Source organism: Corallococcus sp. CA047B, from assembly GCF_003612065.1.
Classification (GTDB): domain Bacteria; phylum Myxococcota; class Myxococcia; order Myxococcales; family Myxococcaceae; genus Corallococcus; species Corallococcus praedator.
This window is the reverse complement of sequence record NZ_RAWD01000008.1, coordinates 13,851-36,978: the sequence shown is the minus strand read 5'-3', so window position 1 is coordinate 36,978 and position 23,128 is coordinate 13,851. Positions and strand designations below refer to the sequence as shown.

Below are 23,128 nucleotides of genomic sequence, written 5' to 3'. Positions count from 1 at the left end.
CATCATGCCGGACCTGGACAACAAGATATGCCGTGGATGCCCCTACCACCCCAGCGAGGGGCGGGTTCCTCCTCCCCGAGATGGTCGGGCCCACGTTCCGCTGAGCGCTGAAATCAACGGCTCGGAGACGCTGCTGCTGTTGCAAGCACCAGGCATCAATGAGTGGAGCGACGGTAAGCCGCTGTCGTCGGGGGAAAACAACTCCGCGAGCCAGAGGTTCAATGCCGCGTTGGCCAAGGCCGGGAAGACGCGTGAGGAGTTCGACATCGCGGAGGCGGTTAACTGCTACCCCGGCCAGGACGAAAGAGGGCGTGACTTGCCGCCGCTGAGCCCCGTCGTTAAGGCGTGCAGCCGGTGGCTCGCCGAACTCATTAAGGAGAAGCAGTACAAAACGGTCGTGCTCTTCGGCAATGTCGCAGCGCAGGCGCTGGCGCTGGCTTGGTTTTCCGACCCGACTGTCGCGCGGTCGATCACGCGCATCGTGAAGAATCGCTACATCAACCTTGTGAGCGTCAAGTCGATCGCCAAGGCCCTGACGGAGCCGGAGCCGGAGCCGGAGCCGGAGCCGGAATAGTTCGGGAGCGTATCGCTCAGGCACCCTTGGTGAGGTCGAGCGCGTACCAGCGGTCACAGCCGAAGTGCCCGGTGCGGCCCATGGGGGCGCAGAGGGTTTCGAAGCCGAGGCGCTGGTAGAGCTTCTGGGCCTGCGCCATGCCGGCCAGCGTCTCCAGGTAGCACTGGCGATAGCCGGCGCTGCGCGCGAACTCCAGACAGTGTCTCAACAAGCGCTCGCCCACGCCGTGGCCCCGGGCCTGCGGCAGGAAGTACATCTTGCGCAGTTCGCAGACGTCCGGCGCACCCCCGTCCAGCGGCGCGATGCCTCCGCCTCCCACCACCCGACCCTCATGTTCGACGACGAAATAGGCGTGCCGGGGCCGGGTGTAGGCCGCGCTCATCGCGTCCACTTCGGGGTCGTGGATGGCGAAGCCTGGGCCGTCCGCTCCGAACTCCGGCATCACTGCTCGGATGACCGCCGCCACCGCCGCGTCATCCCGGGCCTCGATGGGCCGCAACGTCAGATCCGTGCTCATGACCTCCACGGTCCCATGAGTCGTTCCCGGCGGCCAGCGTCGGGTGTGCACGTGTGCAGCGATCTGCACAGGTGCCACCCGCCTACCGCACCCCGGTGGATTTCAATCCCGCGCCCTTCCAGGGCATTCTGCGTGGCACGTCCGTTGTAGAGGGGGAAGTTCCATGTACTGCCCTGCCTGTCGTCAGGAGCGCCTGGGAAGTGCCCGCCAGTGCGTTCTCTGCGGCACCCATCTGTCCGCCCGAGCCCGGTCCGCCATCGAGGCCGAACTCGCGCACGTCCACTTCCTCCTGGACGAGGTGCCGCGCTGGGATGCCTCCGACGTGCCACCCCACGTGCGCCGCCTGCTCACCGAGCGCTACGAGCGACAGGCTCGCGTCCTCCTCTCTGTCCTCACCGAGACGCCCGCTGAGTCGCTGACGTCCGCACCGGATGTGGAGGCGGTCCGGAGCGAGGCCGTCACCCCGAGGATGGGGGAGGGTGCCTTTGCCGTCGGTCCCGTGGCGTTCGTTGCGTCCAAGGGCCCGGAGGTTGACGCCTCCGTGGCGGTCACTGCTTCGGATGAGCACGTCGCCGGAGAGAACGTCTCCGCTACTGCTTCCGAGGCGCACGTCGCGCACGGCATGTCCGTGGAGGCCAACGTCGTCGCGGATGCCGCTCACGCCTCCGTCGATGCATCGGGTGTCGCCGCTCACGCTCTCATTGACGCAGCCGCTGCTCACACGCCCGCCGACGTTGCCGCTGCTCACGCCCTCACCGACGCAGCCGCCTCTGCCTCTTCCGACGCATCCGCCTCCGCCGCCCATACCGACGCGGCCAACTCCGCGGCGCACGCCCTCCCGAACACGGGGGCAACACCCGCCGCGGGTTCCTCCGCCGTTCACTTCTCCCAGCTTGATGTCTCCGCATCCCTGGGAGTCGCCACCCCGGTCTCCGGCCTTCCGCATGTCGCGAAGCCCGGCCCCACGACGGGCGCACCCGGTCCGAACGCAGTCCGCCCGCCCGTGGGCGCCAACGCCCGGCCGATGAACGCGGCCCGCGCTCCTGCGTCCCGCCCGCTGCCTCCGAACCCGGGCGAGCCGTTCATGGATCCGCCCGCGCCGCGCAGCCGCACCGCGCGCCTCGTCGAGGAGACGTCGGCGTGGAGCCGCGTCTGGCGGCCGTTCCTCTACGAAAGCATCGCGTGGTTCATCGGCGCGTTCCTCATCCTCTCCGGCACGCTCTATTTCGTCTTCGAGTCCTGGGCCGGGATGACGTCCGTCACCCGCTCGCTCACCGTCTTCGTGATGACCGTGGGCTACTCCGTTGGCTTCTCCGTGTGGGGCGGCTTCCTCGCCCGCCGCGAATCGCTGCGCAAGCCGGGCCACATCCTCGGCCTCATCGGTTCCGCCGTGGCCCCGCTGGGCGGCGTCGCGCTGGGGCCCATGGGGTTTGGTGAATCCCTCCAACTCGACGGCGTGCACCCCGTGCTGCTCGTGCCGCTGCTCTTCGTCTGGGCCGGCGTCGCCGCGTTCCTCGCGCGCAAACCCGCCGAGTCCTTCGACGCCCCTTCGCGTCCGTTCATCCAGGTGGGCCTCGTCGGCGCCACGCTCATCATGGGCCTTGCGCCCCTGGCCGCGCGGATCGGCGCTCCGGCGGTGTGGCTCAACGCCCTGCCGTGCCTCCTCTTCTTCCTGCTGTCTCGCAAGACCGTCACCCCGCAGCGCAAGGGAGATGCGCTCGCGTTCGCCCTCACCGCGCCCCTGTACCTCACGGCGCTGTTCGCCATCCGGTTGCACCTGGCCCTGGCCACCGCGGGCGCGCCCGTTCCCGCCGGCACCTACGCACCCTTCGTCGCCTTCCTGCTCGCCACCTGTCTGCGCTTCCGCACGCTCGAAGCCGAGCGTTCCGCCGACTCGCTGGCGGTCGGCACCGTGGCGCTCCAGGTGGCCTGCCTCGCGGCCGCCATCAGCGGCACCCAGCCGGCCCTCTTCCTCACCGCCGCCATCTTCACCGGCACGCTGGTGTCCCTGTCGCGCGGCACCGTGGCCCGCCTGAAGTGGCTCTACCCGGCGTACTTCGGCGCCTACCTCTCCTATGCGTCCAGCGTGCAGCTCATTCCGCACGCGGCCACGCTCCTGCTCAACGCCCTCAAGGCGCGCCTGGGCTACCCGCCCTCGGAGGTGCTGCCCTTCCAGTACGGCGCGCTGACCGCGATTCCCTTCGTGCTCGCGGGGCTGGTGCTCGCCTACCGCGTCCAGCGTCGCGGCGAGCGCACCGGTGACGCGCGCGACCTGGGCCTCGCGGATGTGCTGCTGCGCGCCACCACCTGGGCCGCGCCGGCGTTCGCGCTCTACGGACACCTGGGCACCGACGCGCGCCCGGCCTTCTTCGCCACGCTCGCCCTGGGCGTGCTGTCCCTGGGCGCGGGCCTGCTCTTCAAGCGCTTCCCGTTGACCGCGGTGGGCTCGGTGCTCCTCGCCCTGCTGCCGTTCTCCGGTGTCATCGCCTTCGGGCCGGGGCCCGCGACGGTCGTGGCCGGCGCGCTGGCGCTGGGGCTCGCGCTCCTCGTGTGGCGCCTGGAGGATGCGCGCACGCAGCGCTTCCTGGGCACGGTGGTCGGTGTCCTCGCGACGTGCGGATTCGCCATCGGGGTGGGGTCGTCTCCCGTCACCGCCCCTGTCGTGGGCATGGCGCTGGGCAGCGCGGGCGTGCTGCTGGCCGCGTACCGGCTGCGCCACGAAGGCTACCTGGCCTTCGGTGCCTTCCTCGCGGTGGCCCTCCTGCCGAAGCTCGGCTCCGTCCACTCCACGCAGGCGGTGCTCGCGGCGATGGTGGGCGGTTCGCTGGTGCTCGCGCTCCTGGGCGAGCGCGGCGGCCTGCTCAAGCGCCTGGGCGTGCCGGCCCTCCTGTACGCGGGGAGCGCCGTGCTGTGGGGGTTGATGAGCCAGCAGCCCTTCCTGGGGCCCGTGCTCCTCACCGCCGCCGCGACGATGGCGGTGGCTTCGCGCAGCTTCCCGGACGCGCGGCCGTTCGCGGTCGTGCTCGTGGGCATCTCGCTGCTGCCGGACCTGTCCTTCTATTCGGCGTGGGGCCTGCCGCCGGCCGTGTCGCTGGTCCTGCTCATCGCGGCGTCGCTCCTGGCCTCCGTGGTGGCCGCGCGCAAGGGCCGCAGCGCGAGCACCGTCACCGCAGGCATCCTCGCGCTCCTCCTGCCGCTGGTGCCGGCGGAGATGGCGGGCCCGGGCCAGCAGACCCTGTTCCTGCTGGGCGCGGCGCTGGCGGCGCTGCTCACCACGCGCGCGCTGCCTCCCACGCTGGGCCTGCTGATGGCCACCATCGAGGCGGGCGTCGCGCTGTACACGGCCGGTCCGCTGGCGCTCTTGGGGCTGGCCACGTTCCTCAGCGTCCTGGCCCTGCTGGACGACGTGCCCGCCGTGCGGCGCATCGCCACGGGCGGCGAGTCCTTCTCCCTGGTCTCCACGCTGGCCGCGATGGTGGTGCTGGGGGCCTCCACGGTGTGCTGGAACGGCCATGCACTGGCCCGGCTTCCCCACGCCACGCTCTTCGCGCTCATGGGGCCGGCGCTGCTTCCCCTGCTGTGGACGCGCACGCTGCGCCAGCCCTTCGCCGCGGCGCTCATGGTGCCCTACGGCATGCTGTCCATCGCGGCCGTGATGCATCCCCCCGCGTGGGTCGCGCTGCTGCCGCTCTATCCGCTGCTGCTCGTGCGCGTCGTGGAGCACGTGCCGTCCGCGGCCTCGTGGCTCCTGCGCTCGCATGACGAAGCCCCGCGCCAGTCGATGTCGAAGTGGATGCAACTGGCGGTCGCGGGCCTGGGCGCGCTGTCGCTGCTGGTGCCGGACGTGGGCCAGCGCACGGCCCTGGTCTCCGCGCTCGCGCTGGTGCTGCTGCCGGGTCCCCGGCCGTCGCTCCGCGTGGGCGTCGCCTCCGTGCTCCTGATGTTCATTCCGGAGGCTCGGCCCTTCGCCACCGTCCTTCTCCTGGCTCTCGCCCTGGCGTCGCACCACGTGCCGGACGCGCTGGCGGCCTTCTTCCGGGGCCCGCGCGATGAAGCGCTGCGCCCCACCGCCGTGGGCGGGGCCCTGTGCGTGACGCTGATCTCCGTCCTCACCGCGCCGACACCCGGTGCGCTCGCGGTGCTGGGCGGCGTGCTGCTGGCGGCGGCCTTCCTGTTGTCCCAGCGGTGGCTGCTCACCGCGGCGGTGGGCGCGTTCGCGCTCGCGCCGCTGGGTCAGACGGCCTCGTTCGCGGTGGGCGAGTGGCGTCCGGAGGCGGGCCTGCTCGTGGCGGGCGTGGCGCTGGTCGCCGCCGTGCTGTCCGCCTTGTGCCAGTCCGGCGCCGTGCAGCGCGCGCTGACGAACGCCGCGGCGCGCCTGTCGCCGGGCATCGAGGGCACGTGGAGCGAGCCCCTGTGGGTGGGCGGCGCTGGCGTGGCGGCCCTGCTGGTGGGCTTGCGGCTGATGGACGCGGGGCCGGGGGCGTTGCCCCTGTCGGTGGCGCTGGTGGCGGGGCTTACGTCGCTGGTGCTGATGGTGACGCGCGAGCGCCTGATGATGAACGGGGCCACGGCGCTGCTGGGCGCGGTGCTGGTCGCCGCGGTGCCGCCGCTGTGGACGCCCGCGGTGCTGGCCGGAGTGGGGCTGGTGCTGGCGCTGGTGGGCTTCGGGCTGGATGTCCGCGGCGTGGCGGTGGGCTCGGCGCTGCATCACGGTGGCGCGGTGCTGGCGCTCCTGTCGCTGGGCAGCCTGCGGAGCCTGAAGCACCCGGGCATGCCGCTGTGCGTGCTCTTCGGCCTGGCCACCGCGTGGACGGTGGTGGCGCGCCGCCGTGAGCGCGAGTGGGTGGGCTGGTCCGCGTCCCTCTTCGCCGTGCACGCCTTCATCGTGCACTTCGGCGCGGTGTACTCCACCGGCCGGGGCGCGGAGTTCATCTTCCCGTACTTCGGCGCGGCGACCGCGCTGCTCGCCACGCTGGTGCTGTCGGTGGCGGGCACGAAGGTGCGCGGTCGCATGGGCCGTGCCTTCGCGGGCCTCGCGCTGGCGGAGGTGCTGCTGGGCGTGCTGACGGTGCGCGGCCCGGACGGTGCGTCGCGCGAGGCGTGGGTGGCGTGCGGCGGGCTGGTCATCCTGCTCTTCGCCCTGGTGCGCCGCGCGGCGAAGGACGAGGACGAAGCCGCCGCGTGGATGGCGCAGGCGCTGGTGGCGACGGGCTACCTCTGCGTGCGGGTGCTGGGCGTGAACGCGAGCCTCGGCTCGGCGGACAGTCTGGCGTCGCTCATCGGGGGCGCGGTCTTCATCGGCCTGTACCTGTTCGTGCGGCGCGAGGGCGCGGGCCTCAAGGCCTTCCGCCGTCCGGCCATCGCGGGCGCGTGGTGGTTCCCGCTGGCGGGCCTGCTGTCGCTGCCGTGGGGCCAGCCCTTCGTGGCGGTGGCGCTGCTCGTGGGCTACGCGGCGCACTTCGCGGCGCTCGCCTCGGCCTCGAAGGAGAAGGGGCCCGCGTCGCTGATGTCCGTCGCGGCCTTCAACCTGGCGCTGTTCTTCGTGTGGCTGGGCACCGGCGCCGGCGAGCCGCAGCACTACGCCATCCCCGCGGGCCTGTCCGTGCTGGCGCTGTTGCGCGTGTTCCGGGGCGGGCTGTCGCAGGATGCCTACGCGCAGCTGCGCGCCGTGGCGGTGACGTGCATCTACGTGGCGGGGGCGTGGAAGCCGCTGTTGTTCAACGACGGCGAGGCGATGATCCTGTGCGTCTTCCTCTGCCTCGTGGGCGTGGGCGCGGGCATCGCGCTGCGGATCCGCTCCTACGTGTACCTGGGCTCGGGGTTCCTGGTGACGGCGGTGGCCGCCAACCTGGTGCGCTTCGGCATGCGCGACCACCGCGTGGGCGCCGCGTTCCTGTCGCTGCTGGGCCTGCTGGTGGTGGGTTTCATGGTGGTGCTCAGCGCCCACCGCGCTGCCCTGCTCCAGAGGTACGCCCGGGTGCGAGACCTGCTCGCGACCTGGGAGGGATGATCGCTGTTTGACGTACAACGATTCCGGGGTTGAATGCGGCCGCGTTCACCCCCGGAGGACTTGTTGCTGCTGCGCCGTTCGTCGCTCGTCATCCTGATGTCGCTGGGCTGCCTGGTGGGTTGCGCGCACGTCCCGGACGTCGCCTCCCACAGTGTGTTGGAGCTGCACCCCGCCGAGTTCCCCAAGGCTCACGCCGCGCCACCGAGGGTCGCCGCGGTGGGCGCCGAGGGCGCACTGGGCGTGAAGGCGGAAGCGCCCCCTCCGCTGGAGTTCGTGACGCCGGAGGGCCGTGACGCGCTGGCGTCGCTGATGGCGGCGGACCCCGGGGAGTTGCCAGAGGAGGCGGGCGTCATCGCGGCGGCGCTGGAGGCCGCGGCGCTCTTCACGGGGCCCACGCGGGGCCCGGGCGGATTCTGGGACGAGCTGTTGCCTCCGCCGTCGAAGCAGGCCCGGGGCATCGTGGCGAGAGCGGCGCAGTTGGTGGGCGCGCGGCGGTTGGACAGGTCCGTGCCCAACGACTGTTCGGGGCTGGTGCGGCTGGCGTACCTGCAGGCGGGCATCGACCTGGTCGCGCACGGATTCCTCGCGGGGGAGAACGCCGTCACGGGCATCTTCCGGCGGGCGCAGGCGGCGGGCGCGGTGCACCGGTTGAATCCGAGGCCGGGCGACCTGGCGTTCTTCAAGGAGACGTACGACCGCAACCGCGACGGCAAGCGCAACGACGGGATGACGCACATCGCGGTGGTCGAGCGCGTGGACGCGGACGGCACCGTGACGTTCATCCACCGGGGTGGCAAGGGCGTGGCGCGCAGCCACATGAACCTGGCGTTCCCGACGGTGCACCGGCAGGCGAAGGGTGCGTTGCTCAACGACTTCATCCGACCGGCGAGCAAGGGGCTTCGCGCCTACCTCGCGGGGGAGTTGTTCGTCGCGTTCGCCTCGCCTGGAGGTTTGTAGTCTCACCGCAGTCGCAAGGACATACGGCGGGCCCGTTTGAATCCGGGCGCGGGTGTGGCGTCATCCCGCGCATGAGATTGCCCCTGCTGCTGGGAACCTTGCTGCTCTCTTCGGGATGTATCGTCGCGAGCTCCCGTCCGTCGCGTCCTCCGCCGCGCCCCGCGCCGCCGCCGCGTCCGGTGGCGATGAACTACGACGAGGCGGTGCGGCGGGGGTTCGAGCAGTGCCGCTCGCGCGGGTATCGGTGTGAGTTGCAGGAGGCGCACCTCACCGGCAACAACGTGTGGAAGGTGAAGCTGCGCGCGTACGCGCAGGGGGCGAAGGGGCACCTGCACCTGGACTACGACGCGTACACGCGCAACCTGCTCAAGGTGAACGAGAAGGTGAAGGGCAAGGGCGGCGGTCGCGACGACGACTGGGATGACGACGACGACCACGGGCATGGGCGGGGCAAGAAGAAGGGCCACGCGCACCGGGACGACTGAAGCGTGTCAGCGCTTCAGCGCGAGGCCGCGGGTGGGGCTTCGCGCAGCAGGGCCTCGGTGTGCTCGAGTAGCTCCGGCCCACCGGGGGCGTGGTGGCCGGGCACGATGACGCGCGCGTCGGGGTAGTGCGCGCGTGCGCGCTGGAGGCTCGCGGGCCAGGCGGTGGTGTCCGCGTCCTCCAGGTTGCCCAGGTCCTTCGCCGCCGCGTCCTTGATGAAGCAGCCTCCGTAGAGGATGCCCGAGGCCGGGTGGAAGACGATGAGGTTGTCGGGCGTGTGGCCGGCACCCGGGAAGAACACCGACAGCGGCCCCAAGTCCTGCGCATCCGACACGCGCGAGGTGGGGACAGGGTTGCCCTGCGCGGCAGCGCGGCGGGCGGTGTCCTCACGTGCGTGGACGGCGATGTGCTGCGCTTCCAGGGTGGGGATGCCACCGGTCCGGTCCATGTGGAAGTGCGTCACCACCGCGGCGCGCACCGGGTGGTGCAGTGAGTCCCGGGCCCAGGTGATGAGGGCTTCGGCCTGACGCGGATTCCAGCCTGTATCGACGAGGATGGACGCGTCGCCGTCCTCCACGATGAGGCCATTGGCGGGCGTGCCGCCCCATTCCTTGCTGGCGTTCGTCTCGTGCATCCACACGCCGGGCGCGATGCGGCGGATGCGCACGTCCTCCGCGAGCACGACTTCGTCCTGGGGTGAAGAGGGCGCGGAGGGGGTGGTGGCGCAGGCGGTGAGGAGGAGCAGGAGGGCGCAGGTTCGCAGTGAGGTCATGGGGCTCCAGGAGGAAGCGGGTGGCTGGGCGCGCGGATGCAAGGCGTGTGCGCGCGGATCCGTCACGACGTGACCTGAAAACCTGGGGGATGGCGAGGGTGCAGGGACACGCAAGTGCGGCCCATGGGCCACGACGGGCAGTCACTCAGGGCTGCGAGCGCTTCCCGGAACGGCCTGCACTTCAAGGCTCTCCACATCGCTCGGTCCCAGCGCGTGGAGCGTTTCCACGAACCGTTCGGTGGCGATGATCAGCGTCACGGCATCTTCCAACCGGAAGATGTCCAGGTCGGCGGGAAGGGAGTCCGCGTCCAGCCACCGCTTGGAGGGCATCCGGAATCCCTGCCGCCCGCATGTTGGACAGGGCGGTGGTCTTCCCACGGGAAGACAGGCTTCGTGCAGGCGGCCTCTGGGGAGCAACTGGAGTTCGTGGAGCTGTTCCGCGTCCTGCGTCGGGAACGAGAGTTCCGCCAGCACGGGGATGAGTCCTCTCAGCGCGCCGGCCCGGAAGGACGTCAGGGCATCCTCGCGCAGGAAGATCTCCCAGGAGGGAAAGACGGTGATGGGGCCGAACCGTCCCTGTGCGTTGCCACGCAACGCACCAAAGGTGCAGCCGGGCTGAAGCAGAGCACCCGGAGGGAGCAGGGGGCGGACCTGCTCCGCGAGCCGAGTGTATTCCGCGTAGGGCTCCAGTCGTGGCTCCGCGAAGGACTTCTGTTCCGGGAGGCGGGAGAGATCCACGGCGGGATAGGACAGCACGCCACTCCATTCCGCGTGACAGGTCGGGCACGCCACTCCGGGCAGGCCCCACCGCCGCTTCGCGCGAAACTCGCCGGTCCAGCGGGTGGCGTCCGTGGGTTCTCGAAGCTCGAAGTAGCGCATTCAGTCCCTGGGAACCGGTGTGAGGTCGAACCGCTGCCAATACGTCAGGGTGTATCCGGCGAGGGCGAACTTCTGGATGAGTGCGCCCGCGTGCTCGAAGTGCTCGTGCTTCTGCGCTTCACCCAAGGTGTGCTCGATGAAGGCACGCCATTCGGCGTTCCAGGGACCTCCATTCTTCCCCCGGTGGATGCGGCCGTGGATCTCCGCGTCGATGGCAATCACGTAGTCATGCACGTTGATTCCCTTTCGCGCGAAGTAGCCCTGCAGGGCCTGGGGGAAGATGTGATGCCGCTCCTTTGGCCGGCGCTCCCACTCCTCGTAGGCCCGTTGTCGTTGGAGTTCGCTGGGCAGCTTTTCGCGTGGGTGCCAGCGGAACACCATGACGGGCAACGCATCGCCTGGAAGCCCCTGGGCGCTCCCCCACGTTCTCTGGGCACCACCCCCGGGCGCGATGAATACCGGAGGCGTGGGGCCCGCGAACGTTCGGGCGATCCGACCTGGTGCCAGGTCTTCGCAGCGATAGAGCGCACATCCCGTGTCGGAGCAGACGTGAGAAAGGCACTGGTCCTCTCCGCTATCATCGCATTCGTGGGAGTCCTCCGAGGCGCTCTCCCACGTGCTCACGGGAGAGACGCCAGGCTGGGATGCCACCGACGCCGCACAACCCAGCCAGCATCCACACAGGAGGAGAAATACCCAGCGCATGTTGTTCTCGGAGGTGGCTGGCGCCGAGGACTACGGCGCCGCCTGCGTCTTCTTCTTCAGCTCTTCGAGCGCCCTGCTGAACGCCTGCGGATTGCACGCACGCGTCCCGGCGGCGGGCTTCTCACGGGCCGCTTCCGCCACGCGCGCCAGCGTGGGCAGCGCGGAGGGGTCGCCCAGGGTCGCGAGTTTGGACGCCGCCTTCGTGCGCACGCCGCAATCCGTGGAGTCGAGCGACGACGTGTAGAGCCCCACCAGGTCCAGGCCCTCCGTGTCCTGCACCGACTCCAGGTAGCGCAACCCGCCCCATTGCTTCATCGACGGCTTGCCGCGCGCCAGGGCCTCGAAGTGCGAACGCACCGTGGCCTTCGGCAGGGTCTCCAACACCCTGCGCACGGAGCGGTCCTGCTCGCCGTTTCCGAAGTCCTCCGCCAGCCCGTCCAGGAGCCCCATCTCCAGGCCCGCCCGGCCTTGCTTGTCCAGGCTCAGCAACAGGACGTGCTCCTTGTCGTGCGTCCCCTGTGCATGATTCGCGGCAGCGCGCAGCCGCGTCGTCGCCGCGCCCTTCGGCACATCCGGGCCCTCCAGGACCTGGAGCGCCTCCGCCGGCTGGCCGTCCTTCAGCAACCCATGCGCCCGCACCAGCGGATCACTCGCGTGCACCGACCACGCGACGCCCACTCCCATCAGCACCAACGCCGCCACCCCTGCGCCCAGCACGCGCGGGCGCTGGCGCAGCATCGCCACACCCTCGCGCACCTTCGTGCCCAGGCCGCTCAGCGCTTCCATCGGTGAGCGCTTCGGACCGGCGTCCTTGATGCCCAGCGCCGCGCCGAACGGTGAACCCTCCGCCGCGCGGGTGAGGCGGTAGAGCTGGATCTTCTCCTGTCGGCCGGGAAGGGGAATGGTGCCGCACGGTTCGGCGGCCGCTTCGGCGCGGTTGCGCACCATGTTCACGGCTTCGGTGAAGGTCACTTCTCCGGCGGCGGCCACGTGCTCCACCGCCTTCACGACCTCCATCGGCTCGCCGAGCACCGCGTCGTTCGTCACCAGCACTTCGCCCGCATGCAGGCACACGCGCACGTGGAGCTGCTCATCGGGCGGCACCGTCTGGTTGTGACGCCAGAGCGCCTGCTGCATCGCCATGCCGCAACGGATGGACGACGAGGGCGCCCGGAACACCGCGAGCAATGCATCGCCGCGCTTCTGCACCAGCTTCCCGTCGTGCTCGCGCACGATGGGCAACAGCAGCCGGTCATGCGTGTCCAGCATCCGCGCGTTCTCCTCGTGCGTCTGCCGGCTCATGCGCTCGGTGAAGCCCTGGATGTCGGTGAGCAGCACCGTCACGTTCTGCGGCTTCACCACCGCCGCGCCGCCCGTCGTCGCTCCCAGCCCACCCGTGAGCCGGGGAGCCGTCCCGAACGCCGCCGTGCCCGTGCGAGGCACCGCCGGGGGCGCCGTCACCGCCGGAGAAGCCACCACCGGCTCCGTCGCCCCGAAGGCCGACGTGCCTGACCCGGGCCCGGCCGGCTCCGCGCTCACGCCGAAGGCCGACGTGCCGGAGGGCTCGTTGCGCACCTCGGAGCCTGCGAAGGCCGCCGTGCCGTTGGAGGGCGTCATGCCCGCGTGGACGATGGGCGTGCCCTGGCTCGGCGTGAACGCCACCAGCGCGGCATGGGCCACCCCCAGCGCATCCGCCAGCTCGTGCGCCGACTGGAGCCTCTTTGCCGGGTCCTTGTCCAGCAGCCGCATCACCAGCGCCAGCAACCCCACGTAGCGCGACAACTGCGGCGCCGCACGGTCCAGGGGCAGTGGCGCGCCCGAGGCGTGCTGCGCCAGGAAGTGGCGCGGCGACGGCCCGTCGAACGGCAGGCGTCCGGAGAGCACGCGGTAGGCCAGCACGCCGAAGGAGTACAGGTCGCTGCGCGTGTCCACCTTCGCGCCCACGGCCTGCTCCGGGGACAGGTATTCCGGCGTGCCCAGCACCACGCCCACCTGGCTGAGCGCGCTGTTGGCATCCGGCTCCACCAGCCGCGCGATGCCGAAGTCCAACAGGCGCGCCTGCTCACCGCGCACGCTGGGCGAGATGAAGACGTTCTCCGGCTTCAGGTCGCGGTGGATGATCCCCTTGTCGTGGATCGCCGCGAGCCCTTCCGCCAGCTGCTGGAGCAGGGCCAGCGCCCGGGGCGCCAGCAGCGGGCCCTGCTGGAGCGCGTCGTGCAGGCTCTGGCCCTCCACGAACTCCATCACCAGGCAGGCGGCGTCGCCGGACTGCCCGAAGTCCACGATGCGCACCACCGACGGGTGCTCCACGGCGGAGAGCAGGCGGGCTTCGCGCTTGAAGCGCTCGGCCATGCCGGGCTGGGCGTGCAGATCGTGGTGCAGGACCTTGATGGCGACCTTGCGGCCCAGGGACACCTGCTCGCCCAGGTACACCTCACCCATGCCCCCGGAACCCAGGGGTCCGAGGACCCGGAAACGACCATCGAGGACCAGGGCGTCGGGGACCAGCACGGCGCGGCATCTTGCACGGCTTCCCCCTGGCGCGCATGACGTTCCTCGCCAGCAGAATCTCCAGGGGAATCACCTGGGTATCCGTTGCCCCTCCGCCTGCCGAACGAGCGGGGGTTTGTCCAAAATTTCGAGGGCTTAGGGGTCATGGTAGCCTCTCCCCCCTCCGAAGATGGCCACCGATAGCGAGTCCCCCAAGTCCGCCGCCCCCCAGTCGGGCGCCGCCCCCGAGCTTCGCCTGTTGGATCGGCGCGCGTTCGTGGGCTTTCCGGCATTGGAGGTGCAGCCCGGCCTGCGCATCTCCGACTTCGCGCTCCAGATTCCGGATGTCAGCTTCCCGTTCAACGTCAGCGCGGGCGCCACGCGCTACCAGCGCAAGAAGCTGCTCTTCGGCTTCCTGGAGCTGTCCGTCGACGCGGACCTCATCACGCGCAAGGTGGCGGAGCTGGCCGGACGGCTGGCCGGCGTCGAAGAGCTGCGCCTGCACTTCCGCCCCGGCTACCTGGAGGGCCAGGGCCGTCTGCCCGCGCCGGAGCGCACGCCGTTCACGTTCAAGGTCGCCTTCGACGCGGACGGGGACCGGCTCGCCGTCTACATCTACGACGTGCGCCTGTATGGCTTCTCCGCCACGCCGTCGGTGCAGCTGCCGGGGCTGTTGTCCACGGCGGTAGGCGCGCTGGCGCTCCTGCCGGAGGTGGAGGTGCGCGGCGCCACCGGCTTCTCCACCCGCGTGCTGCCCGCCCTGTGCGAGCGCGCCGCGATGAGCCGGGGCTACAAGGTCCCCACGCTCGACACCGCGCGCCTGTCCGCCGCGGAGGTCTCCAGCACCGGCCTGCGGCTGCGCTTCGCCGCCGGTGGACTGCCCCCGCCCGCCGCGCCGGACGAGGAGCTGATGCTGGCGCTCGAGGGTGCTCGGGCCTTCGCGGACGCGGAAGGGCTCGTCGCGCAGGGGCGGCTCGCGGAGGCCCGGCAGGCGTACCTCCAGGCCGGGGACGCGCAGGACGCGCACCCGTTCGCGGCGGAGCGACTGCTGGCGTTGCTGGTCGCGGATCCGCAGGCGCACGACCTGGCGCTGGACGTGGCGGCCACGCTGTCGCGCCGTCGCGACCGCAGTCCCGCGGCGCTGTGGGGCGAGGCCGTGGTGCGCGAGCGTCGGGGCGAGGGTGCCCGCGCGGCGGAGCGCTACCTGGCGCTGTGCGCGCTGGCCCGTCGCACGTCGGAAGAGGCCGCCGCGTTCTTCGCCGCCGAGGCCGCGGCCCGTTCGTCTCGCGACACCGCGCCCCAGGTGGCGGTGAAGGCGCTGCATGAGCTGCTGGGCCTCAAGCCGGATCACCTGCCGTCGCTGAAGGCCCTGGCGCGCGCGTCGGATCAAGCGCGGGACCGGGCGGGCGCGGTGCGGGCGTACCGGCGGCTCGCGGCCCTGGCGCGCGACCCGCTGGAGGCCGCGGACGCGCACGTGCATCTGGCGCGGCTGTGCGCGCAGACGGAGGACGACATCGCGGGGGCCCGGCTGCACTGCGAGGCCGCGCTGCGCCTGTCGCCCGACCAACCGGATGCGCTGCTGCTGCTGGGCGAGCTGTGCCATCGCGGCGGCGAACACCTGCGCGCGTTGAAGGCGTTGGATCGGCTGCGTGAAGTGTCGATGGCGCGCCATGAGCTGGACCGCGTGGGACAGGCGGACCTGCTCGCGGGCCGGGTGTGGGAAGAGGGGCTGAAGCAGCCGGAGAACGCGCTCCTGCGCTACCGCGAGGCGGTGTCGCTGCTGCCCGGTGAACCCGAGCCGCTGTTCGCCTCCGCTCGCGTGGCCGAGGGCCTGGGGCGTCTGCAGGAGGCCCTGAGCGGCTACCAGCAGGCGTTGGAGCTCGCCGGCCCGGCGCCGCGTTCGGAGGGCATCCGTCACGCCGCGCACGCGAGCCATCACGCACTGGCGCGGCTGTCGCGCACGAAGCTGGGCGACCCGGCGCGGGCTCGCGAGCATCTGGAATCCGCGCTCGCGTTGGATCCGCGCGACGCGGTGGCGCTGGACGAGCTGATCCCATACTTCCGCGTCACCGGCCGCTCGCAGGAGCTGGCCGAGGCGCTGGAGAAGGCCGCCGCCCTCAAGGAGGAGCCCAAGGCCCGCGCGGCGCTGTGGGCCGAGGCCGGCGAGCTGTACCGGGGCAAGCTCCAGCAGGCGGACAAGGCCGACCGGCTGCTCACGCTCGCGCTGGAGGCGGATGGCGACCACCGCCCCGCGCTGGAGTCGCTGCTCGCGCTGGCCGAGGCCCGCCGCGATGGCGCGCAGCTCACCCGCTGCCTCGCGGCGCTGGCGAGGCTGACGCCGGAGCCCAAGGAGCGCGCGCAGAAGTACCGCCGCCTCGCGGTGGCCGCGCGCGACCTCGCCTTCGACCTGGACCTGGCCGTGCACGCGTTGCAGGAGGTGCTGCGCGCGGAGCCGGACGACCTGCCGGCGCTGGGCGAACTGTGCGCCCTGCAGCGCAAGCGCTCCGACATGGCGGGGCTCGCGACCGCGCTGGAGGACCGCGCGCGCGTGGCCGAGGCCCAGGGCGACAAGCGGCTGGCGGCGGCGGCCCTGCGTGAACTGGCGGGCGTGCTGGAGGCGCGGCTGGGCCGGGTGGGCGACGCGCTGGTGGCGCTGGAGAAGGCGGCGCGGCTGGCCCCGGATGCTGGCGTCCTGCTGGACCTCGCGGACCTGAGCCTGCGCTGCGAGCGGCCCGAACATGCGCGCCGCGCGCTGGAGTCGCTGCTGGCCATGCTGCCCCGCACCGCCGCGCCGGAGAAGCTGGCGGACGTGCGCGCCCGGTTGGGGCGGGCGTGTGAGCTACTGGGGGACCGCGAGGGCGCCATCGCCGCCTATGCGCAGGCGTTCCCGCTGCGCCGGCTGGACGACGTGCTCGCCACGCGGCTGGAGGCCCTCTACACGGAGGCCGGCGAGACGCAGGCGCTGGCGGAGCTGTGGGCCACGCGCGCGCAGGCGCTCGCGGGCGCGGACCGTGCGGAAGAGGCCGCGCCGCTGTTCCTCCAGAGCGCTCGCGCCCTGCTGGAGCGCGGCGAGAAGGCCGCGGCGCTGATGCGGCTCTCCTCCGCGTTGGAGGCGAGCCCCGAGGGCCCGCTCGCCGCCGAGGTGCTGGAGGCGCTGGCCGAGCTGGAGCTGGAGCGCGGCGAGAAGCTGGAGGCGGCGCGGTTGTACGCGCGGCGTGCCTCGCTGGTGCCGGACGCGCGAGCGGGCGCCAAGCTGCTCTTCCGCGCGTCGCTGCTGGCGGCGGGCACGAGCCGCGAAGAGGCCTTCCTCGCGGAGGCCCTGGAGCGCGATGCCACCTTCGCCCCCGCGCGCATCCGCCGGGGCGAGCTGCGGCTGACCACCGATGCCCGCGCCGCGCTGGAGGACTTCGAGGCGGTGCTGGCCCTGCCGCCCGCCGACGTGGATGCCCCGCGCGAAGCGGAGCGCGTGGCCCTCACGCGCAAGGCCGCCACCGCCGCCGTGCGCGGCAACCGCACGGACTCGGCCCGCCGCCTGCTCGCGGAGTTCTGCGCGCGCACGCCGGAGGACCTGGACGCGCGGCTGGAGTTGGCCGCGCTGCACCGCAAGGCCGGCGCGCGCGAGGCCCTGGCGGACCTGCTGGTGGAACTCTGGCCGCGCCTCGCCGGAGACGCCCGCCGTCAGGCCCGCCGCGAGCTGGCCGAGCTGTGTCTGTCATTGGGCCGTGCGAGCGCGGCGGCGGATTCGCTGCGCAGCCTGCTGGTGGAGGAGCCGCAGGACGCTTGGGCCGCGCAGGCGCTGCTGGAGCTTTTGCCCCCGCCGGGCACGGGCAGTGCGGAGGAGGAGGCCGAGCGGTTGGAGCTGCTGGGCACGCTGGTGTCGGCCGCGTCGGGAGAGGTTCGCGCCGAGCTGCTCGCACGCCGGGCCGTGCTGCACCGGAGCGCCGGTCGCGTCGGGGCCGCGCGGGATGACTGTGCCCAGGCCGCGAAGCTGTCGCGCAAGCCCGCGCCGCTGCTGCTGATGCTGGCGGAGCTGGCACGCGAGGCGGCGGATGCGCCCGCGGAACTCGATGCCTGGCGCCGCGCCGTGGCCGCCGATGCCAGCCTGGGCGCTCGTGCCCGTGAGCGGCTGCTGGCCCTGGCCAGCGTGCTCCTGGAGAAGGATGAGCGCGCCTCCGCCGGGGACGCACTGCGCGCGGCCATCGCGCTGGAGCCGCCCGCCGACGCGCGGTGTGACGCCTTCTTCGCGCTCGCGGAGCTGGCCCGTCGAGAGGGCAAGGTCGCCGACGAGGCCGCCGCGTTGGCGGAAGCCGCGCGCCAGGGACCCATTGCCCGCCGCGTGGAAGCGCTCCAGCTGCGCGCCGCATTGCTGGAAGGGCAGGGGCAGCGCGAGGCCGCCGCGAGCGACCTGGAAGCCGCGCTCCTGCTGGCCCCTCGCCACGAGGAGGCGACGCTCGCGTTGCAGCGCGTGCTGCGCGACCTGGAGGACTGGGCGCGGCTCGCGGAGTTGCTGGCCGCCGAGGCCCCGCATGCCTCGCCCGCCGTCGCGGCGGCGCTGTACTCGGAACTCGCGAGCCTCTACCTCGACCGGCTGGGCCAGTCCGCGCCCGCCGAGGCCGCGCTGCGACAGGCGCTGCGGCTGACCCCGACGGATGCCTCCGTCCGCCGCCGACTGGTGTCGCTGGTGGCCGACCGTGGCGAGCTGCTGGAAGCCGCGGGACTGCTGGAGGCCGCGGCCGAGGAGGCGGAGCCCGCCGAGGCCGCCTCGCTGCTGCGAGAGGGCGTCACGTACGCGCGGCAGGCGCAGGAGCTGGATCGCGCGCTGGCCCTGGCGCGCCGGGCGCATGCCCGGGTGCCCGCGCGGGGCGAGGACCTGGCCACGCTGGCCGACCTGCTCTACCTGCGCGGCGCGGTGCGCGAAGCCCTGCCGTTGCAGGAGGCCCTGGCCACGGCGGCGGACTTCCGCGCGGCCCCGGACGCGGCGGAGGCGGCGTACCTGCGCCTGGGAGACCTGGCCGAACAGGCTGGAGACGTGAAGCGCGCGGTGGCCGCGTACCGCCACCTGCTCACGGAGCGTCCGCTGAGCGAGCGCGCCGTCGAACGGCTCGCGGCGCTGCTGGAGAAGGATGATCCGCGCGGTGCCTTCGAGGTGCGCGTCGCCCACGCGCGCGTGCTGGCGCCGTCCGAGGCCACCGTCACGCGGCTGGTGTCGCTGGCGGAGCGGGCTCGCGAGGCGTTGGCGGACGCGGGCATCGCTGCGTCGCTCCTGTCGCACGCGGCGCAGATGGCGAAGGAGCCCCTGCCGCTGCGCCGCCGGCTGGCCGCGCTCTACCGGGAGACGGGCCGCTCGACGGAGCTGCTGGCGGAGTTGCAGCCGGTGGCCGCGCTCAGCCTCCAGGCCGGGGACGTGGACGCGGCGCTCGCGGCCTACGACGAGGAGGCCCGGCTCGCGGAGGTGCTGGGCCGCGCGGATGAAGCGCTGCGCTCGCTCGCCAACGCGCGCGACCTGCTCGCCTCCGAGGACCGCCGTGCCGAGGCCGCCGCGTGCGAGCGTCGCCGCGCGGAGTTGCTGCGCGACGTGAAGCTGGACCTGAACGCGGCGGAGGAGGCGCTGGAGCGCGCCTTTGGCTTCGCCGCCGAACTGGACACGGCCCGCCTGGGCGCGGCCCTGGCCGAACGCCGCGACGACGCGACCGCCGAAGCCCGGTGGTGGGAGCGCGCGCTGCCCCGGCTGACGGGCACGAAGCAGGGCGCGGCGGTGCTGTTGCGGCTCGCGCGCCTGAACCTGGGCGAACTCGCGGACGCGCCGAAGGCCGAGGGCTTCCTGCGCCAGGCGCTGCGTCAGGACCGCGCGCTCGCGGAAGCCGAGACCCTGCTGGCGGAGCTGCTGGAGCGCGACGGACGGCTCGCGGAGCTGGCCGCCTGGTACGAGGAGTGCGCGGAAGCCGAGACGGACGTCGACCGTCACGCGGCGCTGCTGTACCGGGCCGCGGTCATCTACCGGGATCGCGCGGGCAAGCCGGAGGCCGCCGCCGCCGCGCTCATCGCCGCGCGCGCCGCGAAGCCGGACGACCTGGAGCTCACCGCGCAGGCGGCGGAGCTGCTGCATCAGGTGCGCCGCCCCGCGGACGCCGCCGAGTTCGACGCCATCCTCCTGGAGGCAGACCCCTTCCGGGAGCCCGTCTTCACGCGCCACCGCGCCTTCCTGGAGGAGACGGAGGAGCGCCAGTCGCTGGCCGAGCTGATGCTCCGCCGCGCCGAGCGCCAGAAGCCCGCCGACGCGGCAGTCAGCTACCTCGCCGCCGCGAGCGCCTTCCGCGAGGGCGGTGCCCGCGAGCGCGCCATCCTGTGCGAGGACCGCGCGTTCGAACTGGACGCCAGCAACGCCGAGGCCTTCCACCACGTGCGCGAGCGCGCGGCCGGAGACGTGCGCCGGCTGGCGGAGCTGCTGGGCCAGCGCGCCGAGGCCGTGTCGCCCTCGGAAGCACTGCCCCTGTTGCGCGAGCGGGCCCAGCGCCTGCTGGACGCGGGCGAAGCGCTCAAGGCCGCCGAGGCCTTCGACGACTACCTGGGCCGCGCGGGCGGCGACGTGGAGGCCCTCTGCGCGCGCGCTGAACTCGCCGCGCAGGGTGGAGGCCCCGCCGCCGCGCAGCCGTACGACCGCCGCGTCCTTGCGCTGGGCGGGGACACGCTGCCGGTGCCGGTGCTCGTGCGCACGTGGCTGCGATTGGGGCATGCCTCGCTCGCGTCAGGTGCCTTCCACGACGCGGCGGATGCCTTCGAGGCCGTGGTGACGCTGGAGCCGGAGGGCGCGCGCGGCGGTGAGGCGCTGTCGCTGCTCGCGGAAGTGCACTCGCGCACGGGCAACGGACCGGGCCTGTACCGGGCGTCGTTGCAGCTCGCGCGACGGGCCCAGGACACCGCGACGGAAGAGGTGCTGCTGCGCCGCGCGGCCGACCTCTTCGATGATCCGCGTGAAGCCATCGACGCCCTGGTGCCCCTGGCCCGGCTGCGCCCCGCCGACGCGAGCGTCATCGACCGCGCGGTGGAGGGCCTGCGCGCCCTGGGCCGCCACGGCGACCTGCTGGGCATCTACGAAGTCGGCGCGGAGGCCGCGGGAGGCGCGCGCGCCGCGGAGCTGCTGCTCGCCGCCGCGTCCGTGGCGAGTGACTCGCTGTCGGACGCGGACACCGCCTGGGCCCTCACGCAGCGCGCGGCGGACGCGGATCCGGAGAACCCGGCCGCCCTGCGCGCGTTGGTGGAAGGACTGCGCGCGCGCAAGGCGTCGGAGGCCCTGCTCGCCGCGCTGGAGCGGCTGGTCCCCCGCACGGACGACGCGGACGAAGCCGCCGTGCTCCGGCTGGAGCTCGCGATGCTCGCGCGCGACGCGGGCCGCGAGGACACGGCCCGCGATGCGCTCGAAGCGGTGGTGTCGCGCGGTGCCTCTGGTGCCGGCTACGCCGACGCGCTGGAAGCGCTGGAGCCCCTGCTGGGTGAAGCCCACGCACGCCGCGCCGAGGTGCGCGTGGCGCGCGCCGAGCTCGTGTCGGGCGAGCCCCGGGTGTCCCTGCTGGTGGCCGCCGCCCGGGCCTTCGAGAAGGCGGGCCTGCTGGAAGAGGCGCTGAAGGCCGCGAAGGCCGCCGTCGCCACCGAACCGGACCTGCGCGCCGCGCTGCTGGTCGCGCACCTGCACCGTGCCCTGGGAGACGCGCCCCGCGCGGCCCGTGCGCTGTTGCAGGCTGCGCGCCTCGCCGCGCCCGAGGAACGGCCGCCGCTGCTGCTGGAGGCCGCGGGCCTCTGGGAGAAGGCTGGCGACATGGGCGAGGCGCTGGAGGTCATCGAGCGCATCGCCACCGACGCGCCGGACATGTTGTCCCCGGCGGAGCTGGCCGAACGCTTCGCCCGCCTGGGCGCCTTCGCGCGCGCGCTGGACGTGGGCTTCGAGCCCGCCATGGTCGCGGGCGAATACATCGACGCGCTGGCCATGGCCGCGCAGGCCGGCGACGTGCCCCGCACGCGCGTGGCCCTCTGGGCCCTGGTCGCGATGCCGGACGCGGATCCGTCCCACGCGGCGGCCCTGGCGGACGGCCTGCGCGAGGACTCCGAATGGGAGGGCCTGCTGGAGCTGGCGGCCCTGTCCTTCGACCGCGACGCGGCCTTCGCCGTGGCCCTGCGGGACGAGGTGCTGCGCGCCCGTCCGGCCCCGGTGTTCGCGCGCCTGCGGGCCCTGGAGGAACTGGGCGCGGATCCAGGCCTCGCCGCGCGGCTGATGCTGCTCCTGCCGGAGCTGGGCCTGGAGCCCGAGCCCCTGGCCGAAGCGGTGCTTGCCCGGGTGCACGCACTGCCGGAGCCCGCGCGGCTGGAGTCGCTGGCCTTCGCCGCCGACGGCTGGCCCGCGCGCCGAGAGGAGCTGCTGCGCGAGCGGTACGCGCTGGAGCTCAAGCTCGAACACCTGGAGTCCGCGGAGCGCACGCTGGCGCTCATCGCGCAGGACACCGCGGACGTGAAGGCGCGCGCTCTCTTGCACCTGGAGCGCGGCGAGCTGTTGCAGGGCCCGCTCGCGCAGCCCGCCGAGGCCCGCGAGGCCTTCGAGGAAGCGCTCGCCGACGACGCGGAGAGCCTCGCCGCAGTGCAGGCGCTGCTCGCGCTGGTGGACGAGGCGCGCGAGTCCTCGGTGTTCCTGTCCCTGGCGGACATGCTCGCGAAGCTCTCCGGCCCCGACGCGTGGACGCCGTACCGTGAGCGGCTGGCGGATGCCTACGAGGCCCAGCAGCGCTACGCCGAAGCCGCCGCGCAGCTCGAACAGCTCCCGGACACGGACGAGCGGCTCGCCCGCCGCGTGCGCTTCGCCGAAGCACGCGGCCTCGTGGGCGAAGCGCTGCGCCTGCGCGAGCGGCTCACGCACGAACCCGCGGAGCTGGAAGTCATCCTGCGCGGCTACCTGGACGCCCAGCTCGTGGGCCCCGCGGTGCGCCTCACCGAACGGCTGGCGGACGCGAAGCACCTCACGCCGGACCTCACGCGGTGGGTGACCGAGCGGCTGTCCCCGTCCCCGGACGGCGCCGCGCTCGCGGTGCGCTTCTGGCCAGCGCTGCTGCGCGAGAAGTGGCCGGACGTGGACGGCTGGACGCTGTACGCGGAAGCGCTGCGCGCCCTGGGCCGCGCGGAGGCCGCCGAGCGCACGGATGGCATTGGCGCCGCGCTCGTCTCCAGCGATGCCCCCGCGCCGCGCGCCCCGGTGTCCGTGCTGGCCCGCCCCGCGCAGGACTTCCAGCACCCGGAGCCGGAGGGCCGCGTGCCGGTGACGGGTGAAAGCCTGCCGCGCCTGTACGTCGCGCTGAAGCCGGTGCTCACCTCGCTGGGCGCGGAGCACGTGCGCCTGTCCGTAGACCCCAAGGGCGGCGTGGAGGCGTACCTCACGTCGCCGGACGCGCTGGTGCTGGGCGCGGGCGCGCTGGGGTGCTTCGGCGCGGTGGAGCTGGGCTGGCTGTGCGCGCTGGCGCTGGCGCTGGGCGACGCGGGCATACAGCTCACCCGTCCCGGCACGGTGCTGGCGTGGGAGGCCGCGGCGGTGGCGGCCTGGCGCGCGATGCCGGCGTCGCTGGCGGCGGGCCGCGTGCTGGCCCAATTGGATGCGTCCTCGCGCGGCGGCGACCCGACGCGCGTGGATGTGGGTGAGGTGCTTGCCCGCAGCGAGGCCTTCCACCAATTGGCCCTGGCGTCGCTGGACGTCTAACCTCGGGG

At 73.1% G+C, this 23,128-nt stretch carries 10 protein-coding genes; 5 read left to right on the top strand and 5 right to left on the bottom strand.

Features of this window, described 5'->3' with window-relative positions; all coding sequences use genetic code 11:
* Nucleotides 1-4 precede the first annotated feature (4 nt).
* Entirely contained in the window at nucleotides 5-574 is a 570-nt protein-coding gene (locus D7X74_RS02850) for a uracil-DNA glycosylase family protein (protein WP_120531363.1), read from the top strand.
* A 16-nt stretch (nucleotides 575-590) separates the two neighbouring features.
* Here D7X74_RS02850 and D7X74_RS02845 read toward each other — a convergent pair whose 3' ends face one another.
* Nucleotides 591-1,091 (bottom strand): GNAT family N-acetyltransferase, encoded by a 501-nt coding sequence (locus tag D7X74_RS02845; protein WP_120531362.1) that lies wholly within the window; start codon nucleotides 1,089-1,091, stop codon nucleotides 591-593.
* 163 nt (nucleotides 1,092-1,254) lie between these two features.
* Here D7X74_RS02845 and D7X74_RS42880 point away from each other — a divergent pair, with 163 nt between their 5' ends.
* The 3 genes from D7X74_RS42880 (at nucleotide 1,255) to D7X74_RS02830 (ending at nucleotide 8,543) form a co-directional block, all read left to right on the top strand.
* Nucleotides 1,255-7,101: a hypothetical protein gene (locus tag D7X74_RS42880; RefSeq protein WP_158622160.1), complete on the top strand. Its 5,847-nt coding sequence runs from the start codon at nucleotides 1,255-1,257 to the stop codon at nucleotides 7,099-7,101.
* A gap of 33 nt (nucleotides 7,102-7,134) precedes the next feature.
* Nucleotides 7,135-8,058: a CHAP domain-containing protein gene (locus D7X74_RS02835; RefSeq protein ID WP_233601934.1), complete on the top strand. Its 924-nt coding sequence runs from the start codon at nucleotides 7,135-7,137 to the stop codon at nucleotides 8,056-8,058.
* A 71-nt stretch (nucleotides 8,059-8,129) separates the two neighbouring features.
* Nucleotides 8,130-8,543, top strand: coding sequence for a hypothetical protein (locus D7X74_RS02830; RefSeq protein WP_120531360.1), 414 nt, complete (start codon nucleotides 8,130-8,132; stop codon nucleotides 8,541-8,543).
* A gap of 14 nt (nucleotides 8,544-8,557) precedes the next feature.
* On the opposite strand, the gene bla is transcribed toward D7X74_RS02830, so the two are convergent.
* The 4 genes from bla to D7X74_RS02810 form a co-directional block, all read right to left on the bottom strand.
* Nucleotides 8,558-9,313: a subclass B1 metallo-beta-lactamase gene (bla, locus tag D7X74_RS02825; protein ID WP_120531359.1), complete on the bottom strand. Its 756-nt coding sequence runs from the start codon at nucleotides 9,311-9,313 to the stop codon at nucleotides 8,558-8,560.
* Nucleotides 9,314-9,454: 141 nt separating this feature from the next.
* The gene (locus D7X74_RS02820) at nucleotides 9,455-10,192 is read right to left on the bottom strand and encodes a double-CXXCG motif protein (protein ID WP_120531358.1); all 738 of its coding nucleotides are present in this window, start codon (nucleotides 10,190-10,192) and stop codon (nucleotides 9,455-9,457) included.
* Complete coding sequence (locus tag D7X74_RS02815; RefSeq protein ID WP_120531357.1) at nucleotides 10,193-10,897, bottom strand: TIGR02269 family lipoprotein; 705 nt, start codon at nucleotides 10,895-10,897, stop codon at nucleotides 10,193-10,195.
* 30 nt (nucleotides 10,898-10,927) lie between these two features.
* Nucleotides 10,928-13,408: a serine/threonine-protein kinase gene (locus tag D7X74_RS02810; RefSeq protein ID WP_120531356.1), complete on the bottom strand. Its 2,481-nt coding sequence runs from the start codon at nucleotides 13,406-13,408 to the stop codon at nucleotides 10,928-10,930.
* Nucleotides 13,409-13,577: 169 nt separating this feature from the next.
* Here D7X74_RS02810 and D7X74_RS02805 point away from each other — a divergent pair, with 169 nt between their 5' ends.
* Entirely contained in the window at nucleotides 13,578-23,120 is a 9,543-nt protein-coding gene (locus tag D7X74_RS02805) for a flagellar hook-length control protein FliK (RefSeq protein ID WP_120531355.1), read from the top strand.
* Nucleotides 23,121-23,128 lie beyond the last annotated feature (8 nt).

Excerpts from the sequence above, each read along its gene's own strand:
- D7X74_RS02850 (WP_120531363.1), top strand. The coding sequence starts at position 5 with ATGCCGGACCTGGACAACAAGATATGCCGTGGATGCCCCTACCACCCC.
- D7X74_RS02845 (WP_120531362.1), bottom strand. The coding sequence starts at position 1,091 with ATGAGCACGGATCTGACGTTGCGGCCCATCGAGGCCCGGGATGACGCG.
- D7X74_RS42880 (WP_158622160.1), top strand. The coding sequence starts at position 1,255 with ATGTACTGCCCTGCCTGTCGTCAGGAGCGCCTGGGAAGTGCCCGCCAG.
- D7X74_RS02835 (WP_233601934.1), top strand. The coding sequence starts at position 7,135 with ATGCGGCCGCGTTCACCCCCGGAGGACTTGTTGCTGCTGCGCCGTTCG.
- D7X74_RS02830 (WP_120531360.1), top strand. The coding sequence starts at position 8,130 with ATGAGATTGCCCCTGCTGCTGGGAACCTTGCTGCTCTCTTCGGGATGT.
- bla (WP_120531359.1), bottom strand. The coding sequence starts at position 9,313 with ATGACCTCACTGCGAACCTGCGCCCTCCTGCTCCTCCTCACCGCCTGC.
- D7X74_RS02820 (WP_120531358.1), bottom strand. The coding sequence starts at position 10,192 with ATGCGCTACTTCGAGCTTCGAGAACCCACGGACGCCACCCGCTGGACC.
- D7X74_RS02815 (WP_120531357.1), bottom strand. The coding sequence starts at position 10,897 with ATGCGCTGGGTATTTCTCCTCCTGTGTGGATGCTGGCTGGGTTGTGCG.
- D7X74_RS02805 (WP_120531355.1), top strand. The coding sequence starts at position 13,578 with ATGGCCACCGATAGCGAGTCCCCCAAGTCCGCCGCCCCCCAGTCGGGC.